This window comes from Variovorax sp. MSC1_012 (assembly GCF_023667525.1).
In the GTDB taxonomy this organism is placed as follows: Bacteria; Pseudomonadota; Gammaproteobacteria; order Burkholderiales; family Burkholderiaceae_C; genus Variovorax; species Variovorax beijingensis_B.
Map to the genome: position 1 here is coordinate 4900669 of NZ_CM174443.1, position 6832 is coordinate 4907500.

At 69.7% G+C, this 6832-nt stretch carries 6 protein-coding genes (1 of these 6 cut by a window edge); 4 read left to right on the forward strand and 2 right to left on the reverse strand.

The features are described from left to right. Window positions 1-4: 4 nt before the first annotated feature. From L1081_RS23085 to L1081_RS23100, 4 genes are all read left to right on the forward strand, one after another. On the forward strand, window positions 5-1159 hold the full coding sequence (locus tag L1081_RS23085) for a TraB/GumN family protein (protein ID WP_489414241.1): 1155 nt from the start codon (window positions 5-7) through the stop codon (window positions 1157-1159). Window positions 1160-1170: 11 nt separating this feature from the next. After that, window positions 1171-1542 (forward strand): DUF2946 family protein, encoded by a 372-nt coding sequence (locus L1081_RS23090; protein ID WP_489414242.1) that lies wholly within the window; start codon window positions 1171-1173, stop codon window positions 1540-1542. Between the two features lie 117 nt (window positions 1543-1659). Continuing rightward, window positions 1660-3942, forward strand: a complete 2283-nt coding sequence (locus L1081_RS23095) for a TonB-dependent receptor domain-containing protein (protein ID WP_489414243.1) — start codon at window positions 1660-1662, stop codon at window positions 3940-3942. A 35-nt stretch (window positions 3943-3977) separates the two neighbouring features. Beyond that, entirely contained in the window at window positions 3978-4886 is a 909-nt protein-coding gene (locus L1081_RS23100; RefSeq protein WP_489414244.1) for a copper chaperone PCu(A)C domain-containing protein, read from the forward strand. Window positions 4887-4898: 12 nt separating this feature from the next. On the opposite strand, the gene L1081_RS23105 is transcribed toward L1081_RS23100, so the two are convergent. After that, window positions 4899-6635: a phospholipase D-like domain-containing protein gene (locus L1081_RS23105; RefSeq protein ID WP_489414245.1), complete on the reverse strand. Its 1737-nt coding sequence runs from the start codon at window positions 6633-6635 to the stop codon at window positions 4899-4901. Window positions 6636-6728: 93 nt separating this feature from the next. Further along, window positions 6729-6832, reverse strand: the end of a protein-coding gene (locus tag L1081_RS23110; RefSeq protein WP_489414246.1) for an ATP-binding cassette domain-containing protein. 1804 nt of this gene lie beyond the right edge of the window; 104 of the gene's 1908 nt are visible here — the last part of the coding sequence; its start codon lies beyond the right edge, outside the window; it ends in the stop codon at window positions 6729-6731.

Below are 6832 nucleotides of genomic sequence, written 5' to 3' on the forward strand. Positions count from 1 at the left end.
CCCTGTGAAGACACCTGCGCGCGGGTCGCTGCTTTCGCGCCTGCCGCGCCTTGCGCTGGCCGGTGCCTGCTGCGCTCTCGCGCTGGCGGCAGAGGGCGCCTGCCCGCCGTCCGCCATTGCCAGCCTCGGAAAGCCCGGTGCGGCCGTCGGCCAGTGGAATGCGGCCGACCGCGGCCTGTTGTGGCGCGCCGAGCGGGACGGGCGCACCACCTGGCTCTATGGAACCATTCATCTCGGCCGTGCCGAATGGGTGCGGCCCGGCCCCACCGTGCAGAAGGCGCTGGAGCAAAGCGATGCGCTCGCGCTGGAACTCGACCTGCGCGACCCGGTCGCCATGCAGCCCATGACGCAGCAGGCCGACCCGGCGGTGGTCGCGCGGCTGCTCAGCGGCGAGCGCGCGCAGCGGTTGGCCCGCCAGAACGAGGCCGCCTGCGTGCCGCCCGGCCAGACCGCGGGGCTGCAGCCCATCCTGCAGGTCATGTCGCTGGCGGGCCTGGTGGCACGCGTCGATGGCCTGTACCCGGAGTTCGGCGCCGACGAGGCCCTGGCGGTTTCCGCGCGCAACAACAACAAGCCGGTGTTCGCCCTCGAAAACGCCGCCGCGCAATTGAAGGCGCTGACCGGCGGTTCCGAGGCCGAAGAGGCCGAGCAGATCGACGCGGCCCTGACCGAACTGGAGTCGGGCCAGCTGCGCGCGCAGATGAAGGAGCTGGCCGACATCTGGGCCCGCGGCGACGCGGACAAGCTCGGCCGCTACCCCGAATGGTGCAACTGCCTCAACACGCCCGCCGAACAGCGGCTCATGAAGCGCCTGCTGGACGACCGCAACCCCGGCCTGGCTGACGGCATCGAGCGCATGCACGCGGGCGGCAAGCGCGTATTCGCTGCCGTGGGCGCGCTGCACATGGTCGGCCCGCAGGGGCTGCCGGCGCTGCTGGCGGCGCGCGGATTCCAGGTGGCGGCGGTCCCGCTGGTGGCGCAGCCGCCCGCCGCGGTACCGACCGCGCCCGCGCCCAAGGCGAGCGCCCGCGGTGCGCAAGGGGCCAGGAGCAATCGCGGCGCCAAGGCTTCCGGTGCCAAGGCTTCAGGCACCCGGAGCACGGGCAATGCCAAGTCCGCCCGGCGCGCACCGGCACCAAAGAGCAAACAGCGCCGATAATCGCCAACGCCATGCACCTGCTGCGAAACCACCCCCGCTTCCTCGGCCTCGTCGGCCGCTGGGTGCTGCTGTGGTTCGCGCTCTCGATCGGCGCGGCGGTGGCCTCGCCGATCGTGCATCCGCAGGCCGTCGAGCTGGTGTGCTCGAGCGCTGGTTCGATCAAGGTGGTGGTCCACACCGAAGACGGCGTGCAGGAGATGGGCGCCTCGCACATGGACTGCCCGCTGTGCGTGCTGACCGGCGCGCCGCCCCCATCGCCGTCCGCCGCCGTTTTCGACCTTCCCCTGCCGCTGGGCCGCGTGGTCCAGTCCATTCCCGCCGCGCGCCTGGCCGCGGCCACCGCCGCGCCGCTGCCGGCCCGCGGGCCTCCCGCCCTCTCCTGAAGCTGTCAAAACCGTCGCCGACTGCGCCCGATTCGAAGGGTGCATGCGGCCTGTCCGGCTTGAAGTTCGTGGAGCAGGTTCCCAGTGAAAAAGCATTCCCGCGCCGTGGCGATCGCCATGGCATTCCCCCTTGGCGCGCCCGCGTGGGCGCAGGACGCGCCTGATCCATCCGGCGGAAGCGGTGCCCGCACCCTGAGCACCGTCACGGCCAGCGATGGCCGCCCGACCTCGCTGCCGACCCAGATCCCGACCACGATCGAGGGCACGACGCACGAGCAGATCGCCGAAACCGTCAACGCGACAGACAGCGAAGACGCGCTCAAGTACCTGCCGAGCCTCGTGGTGCGCAAGCGCTACATCGGCGATTTCAACCACGCGGTGCTTGCCACACGGGCCTCCGGCACGGGCAACAGCGCGCGCTCGATGGTGTATGCCGACGGCATCATGCTGTCGAACCCGCTGGGCAACGGCGCTACCTACGCGCCGCGCTGGGGCATGGTGTCGCCCGAGGAGATCGAGCGGGTCGACGTGCTCTACGGGCCGTTCTCTGCCGCCTACCCGGGCAACTCGGTGGGCGCCGTGGTCGACTACATGACGCGCATGCCCACCCGGCTCGAAGCGCACGCCAAGCTCAGCGGCTTCGCCTCGAACTTCGACCTGTACAACAGCCACTCTTCTCCCGCGGGCCAGCAGCTCGAGCTCTCGCTGGGCAGCCGCAGCGGCGACTGGTCGTGGTGGCTCAGCGCCTCTCGCACCCACAGCAAGGGGCAGGCGCTGGTGTTCGGCAACCGGCTCGCGAGCGCCGGCACCCTGGGCAACGCCGGCACGCCGGTCAGCGGGGCGGTTCTGGGGCTGAACCCATCGAACCAGCCTTGGTGGCTGGTGGGCGGCTCGACGATCTACGACTCCACGCAGGAACAGGCCAAGCTCAAGCTGGCCTACGACTTCTCGCCCACGGTGCGCGCAACCTACACGCTGGGCGCCTGGAACAACACCACGCACGGCGGCGTCGACACCTACCTGCGCGATGCCTTCGGCCGGCCGGTGTATTCGGGGCGCGTGAACATCGCCGGGCGAAGCTACAACCTCGATGCGCCGAGCGCCGCGCTGGCACCAACCGAGACCGCGCTCACCCATTACATGCATGGCCTTTCGGTGAAGAGCCATACTGGCGGCGTGTTCGACTGGGAGCTGTCCGCAAGCCTGTTCGACTATGCGCGCGACACCTCGCGCACGCCCACCACGCCCCTGCCCGGCGCCTTCTACGGCGGACCGGGCCGCACCACCGACATGGGCGGCTCCGGCTGGCACACCTTCAAGGCCGCCGGCACATGGCGGTCCACCGGCTCGGCCGAGGGCGTGGGTGCGCACGTGGTCGACTTCGGCTTCCAGCAGGACACGGCCCGCCTGCGCACCAGCGTCGGCAACACGCTCGACTGGATCGCCGGGCCGGCCGTGTCGCAGTTCTCCGCCTTCAACGGCAACACCCGATTGCAGTCGCTCTACGTGCAGGACACCTGGCGCTTCGCCAAGGACTGGAAGACCACCCTCGGCCTGCGCCACGAACGCTGGGAAGCTGACGGCGGCCAGCTCGGCAACGCGACGAAGCTGCTCGACTTTGCGCCGCGCAAGAACAGCTACGACTCGCCCAAGGCCGCCCTCGCCTGGCAGGCCACCCCGGACTGGCTGTTCAAGGCATCGACCGGCCGGGCGGTTCGCATGCCGACCGTGAGCGAGCTCTACCAGGGCTCGATCGACGGCAACCGCATCGTCAACACCAACCCGAACCTGCGCCCGGAGCGCTCGTGGACCACGGAGCTCAGCGCCGAGCGCGACCTGAAAGGCTGGGGGCTCGACGGCGTGCTGCGCACCACGCTCTTCTTCGAGAACACCAAGGACGCGCTCTACAGCCAGGCCCTCACCAATCTGGTGAGCACGGTGCAGAACGTCGATGCCATCCGTACGCGCGGGCTGGAGGTGGCGCTGAACGCGGTCGACGTGGGCGTGAAGGGGCTGGACCTGAGCGGCAGCCTCACGCTGACGCGCTCGAAGATTGCGGCCAACAGCGGTTTTCCCGCCAGCGTCGGCCGCGAACAGCCGCGCGTGCCGAAGCTGCGGGCCACGCTGCTCGCCACCTACCGGCCCGACGCCAGATGGAGCTACACGGTCGGTGCACGCTACAGCGGCAAGCAGTACGGCACGCACGACAACAGTGACGGCAACGGCGCGGCCTACATGGGCTTTTCGAAGTTCTTCGTGGTCGACGCGCGCATACGCTACCGGATCGACCGGCAATGGAGCGCCGCCGTGGGCATCGACAACCTGAACAACAACAAGTACTGGGCCTTCCATCCCTATCCGCAACGCACCTACGTGGCCGAACTCAAGTTCGACCTCTGATCCTTTTCACCCGCTTTCTTCAAGGAGTTCCCGCAATGAACCACCCACGCACCACCCTCAAGACCGCCGCCGCCTGCGTCCTGCTGGCAGGCACGACGGCCGCCTGCGCCCATGTCACCCTGCCACGGGGCGGCGCCACCGTCGGCAGCGACTACAACGCGGCCTTCCGCGTCGGCCACGCCTGCGAAGGCGCCAAGGTCACCACCGGCCTGGCCGTCCGCCTGCCCAAGGGCTTCCTGCTGAGCGACGCGCAGGCGCGCAAGGGCTGGAAGCTCGACGTCCAGAAGAACGCCGGCGACGGCGAAGTGCGCTGGACCGCCGAGAGCCCGCAAACGGCGCTGCCTGCCAATGAGCGCGCCGAATTCGTGCTGCGCGGCAAGGTGCCCGGCACGCCCGGGCCGCTGTGGTTCAAGGTGCTGCAGACCTGCGACGTGGGCAGCGTCGACTGGGCGGAAGTGCCGGCGTCGGGCAGCTCGACCGCGGGGCTCAAGAGCCCCGCCGCCAGGCTCGATGTGGTGGCGCAGGGCGTGGCCACGGTCGACGTGCGCGATGGCTGGGTGCGCCAGTCGGTGCCGGGCCAGAGCGGCACCGGGGCCTTCATGAAGCTCACCGCGCCCACCGGCGCCAGGCTGGTTGGCATCACGACCCCGGCCGCCGGCGTGGCCGAGGTGCACGAGATGAAGATGGAAGGCGACACCATGAAGATGCGTGAGCTGCCGGGCGGCCTCGACCTGCCCGCCGGGCAGACCGTGGAGCTCAAGCCGGGCGGCTATCACGTGATGATGATGGACTTGAAGCAGGCGCTGGCCAAGGGTTCGACCGTGCCGGTGACGCTGCGCTTCGAGGATGCCAAGGGCCAGAAGACCTCGCTCGACCTGAACCTGCCGGTGGGCGCGCCTGCAGGCGCCGAAGCGGCCGCGCCGGCCCATCAGCACAAGCATTGACGCCCGCGCCTCTTACAGCAGCTGGTCCGGCGCCAGCGGACCGAACAGCCGCAGCAGCAGGCGCAGGGTCAGGCTGGCGTCGGGCTCGGTGGAGGTGTCCTTCAGTCCGCTGCCTTCGGGCGCCCGCCAGACCAGCGAGCCGCCGTCCAGCTCGACCCGCCATGAGCCCTCGCGCATGCCGCGCTCGATCTGGGCGGACGCCGCGCGGGAGAGCTCGGCGCTTCGCACGAGCAGGGCGATCTCGGTGTTCTGCAGCTGCGAGCGCAGGTCCAGGTTCATCGAGCCGACCACCAGCAACTGGCCGTCCATCACCAGCACCTTCGAGTGCAGCATCGAGCGCGATTCGCCGAGGCTGCCGCTGCCCGAGGAGCCGAATGCATTGCTGACGCTGGCCTGTTCGCTGCGCAATTCGTAGAGTTCGACGCCTATCCTGAGCAGGTCCTCCCGATGCCGGGCATAGCCGACATGCGCCACCGGCGCGTCGTTCGACGACAGCGAGTTGGTCAGCACGCGGATGCGCACCCCGCGGCCCCGAGCCGCCGCAAAAGCCTGCTTCATGTCCGGGCCGGGCACGAAATACGGCGAGATGACGAGCAGCTCGCTGCGCGCCTGGCCGATCAGCTGAAGCAGGCCTTCGACGACCGTGTCGCTGCCCGCGGCAAGATCGGAACTGGCTTCGAGCGCCGCCGCGCGCCGCGACGAACTGCCGGCGTCCCCGGGCTGGCTCACCACCAGGCCCGGCGCCCTCGTCTTCTCGGCGCCCTTGTCGGCCGGGATCTTTCCGGGCTGGTCGGCGAGCATTACCGCGGGCGCCCAGACGAAACGGGCGGTTCGCAGGTCCATCGGCTTTTCGTCCCAGGCGCGGGCGAGCTGTGCCGGCGTGGGAGCGGCGCCTGGTTTCGGCTCTGCCTCGGGTGTTGCCGGCGGCGGTGAGTTCTGCGCGCGGGCCGATTCGTCGGCCAGCTCCCGGTCGGCCTGTTGCGCGCGTTCGCGTATGGCTTCCAGCTCGCTGCGCTTGACCAGCGACTGGACGGGATAGGCGCGTTCGTTGTTCCAGTAGCTGTCGAAGCTGCGCGACAGATCCCGCACGATCGGTCCGGCCGCCAGGATGTCGACGTCGATGTAGTTGCCCTTCAGCGCATTGCCGAAATAGGCGTCGCCCAGGTTGCGACCGCCGGTGACGCCGAGCACGTTGTCGGCGAGAAAGAGCTTGTTGTGCATCCGCTGCTGGATCCGCGAGGCATCGCCGATCGAGTTGAGCGCGCGCGCGAACGAAGACCCGCGCGCGCCGGCCAGCGGGTTGAACAGGCGCACCTCGATGTTGGGCACGAACGCCAGGCCCAGCACCAGCGCATCGCGCCCGGTGCTGTGGAGATCGTCGAGCAGGATCCGCACGCGCACGCCGCGCTCGGCCGCCGCCCGGATCCCTCGCACCAGCCGGCCGGTGCTGGCATCGGCGTGGATGGCGTAGTACTGCAGGTCGAGTGTTTTCTGTGCGCCTTCGATCAACGCGAGCCGGCTGCCGTAGGCGGCCGGAGGCCCCGCGAGCAGCAGGAAGCCGGATTCGAACCGAGCCGCATCGGCTTTGCGCCGCTGTTGGACCAAGGCTTCCAGCGCGGTGCCGTTGGGCGAGGGGAGCGCGGTCGATACCGGCCGGTCGACATGCTCGGGCAGTTGTGCGCAGGCGCCCTGCAGGACGAGGACAAGAAGTGCGATGGATCGGCCAAAGAGCGCGTAGATAGAAGACATGCGGCGTTCCTGGAACTTGGAAGCCGCATATATAGCCTAGTCGGCGTTGCCCCGGCGTGGGACGGCGGGACAGTCCGATGTAGAACCAATGAACTAGCGCCCGGCGGACAGCTCCTCCTGGCGTTCCAGGGCCGCCAGCAACTCGTCGTCGATCTGGGCATGGCGCTGGCTCAGTTCGGCCGCGCGCGAAGCGTCGG

What these genes read in the sequence shown, in the direction of transcription:
- L1081_RS23090 (WP_489414242.1), top strand. Translation starts at nt 1,171, where the DNA reads ATGCACCTGCTGCGAAACCACCCCCGCTTCCTCGGCCTCGTCGGCCGC.
- L1081_RS23095 (WP_489414243.1), top strand. Translation starts at nt 1,660, where the DNA reads ATGGCATTCCCCCTTGGCGCGCCCGCGTGGGCGCAGGACGCGCCTGAT.
- L1081_RS23100 (WP_489414244.1), top strand. Translation starts at nt 3,978, where the DNA reads ATGAACCACCCACGCACCACCCTCAAGACCGCCGCCGCCTGCGTCCTG.
- L1081_RS23105 (WP_489414245.1), bottom strand. Translation starts at nt 6,635, where the DNA reads ATGTCTTCTATCTACGCGCTCTTTGGCCGATCCATCGCACTTCTTGTC.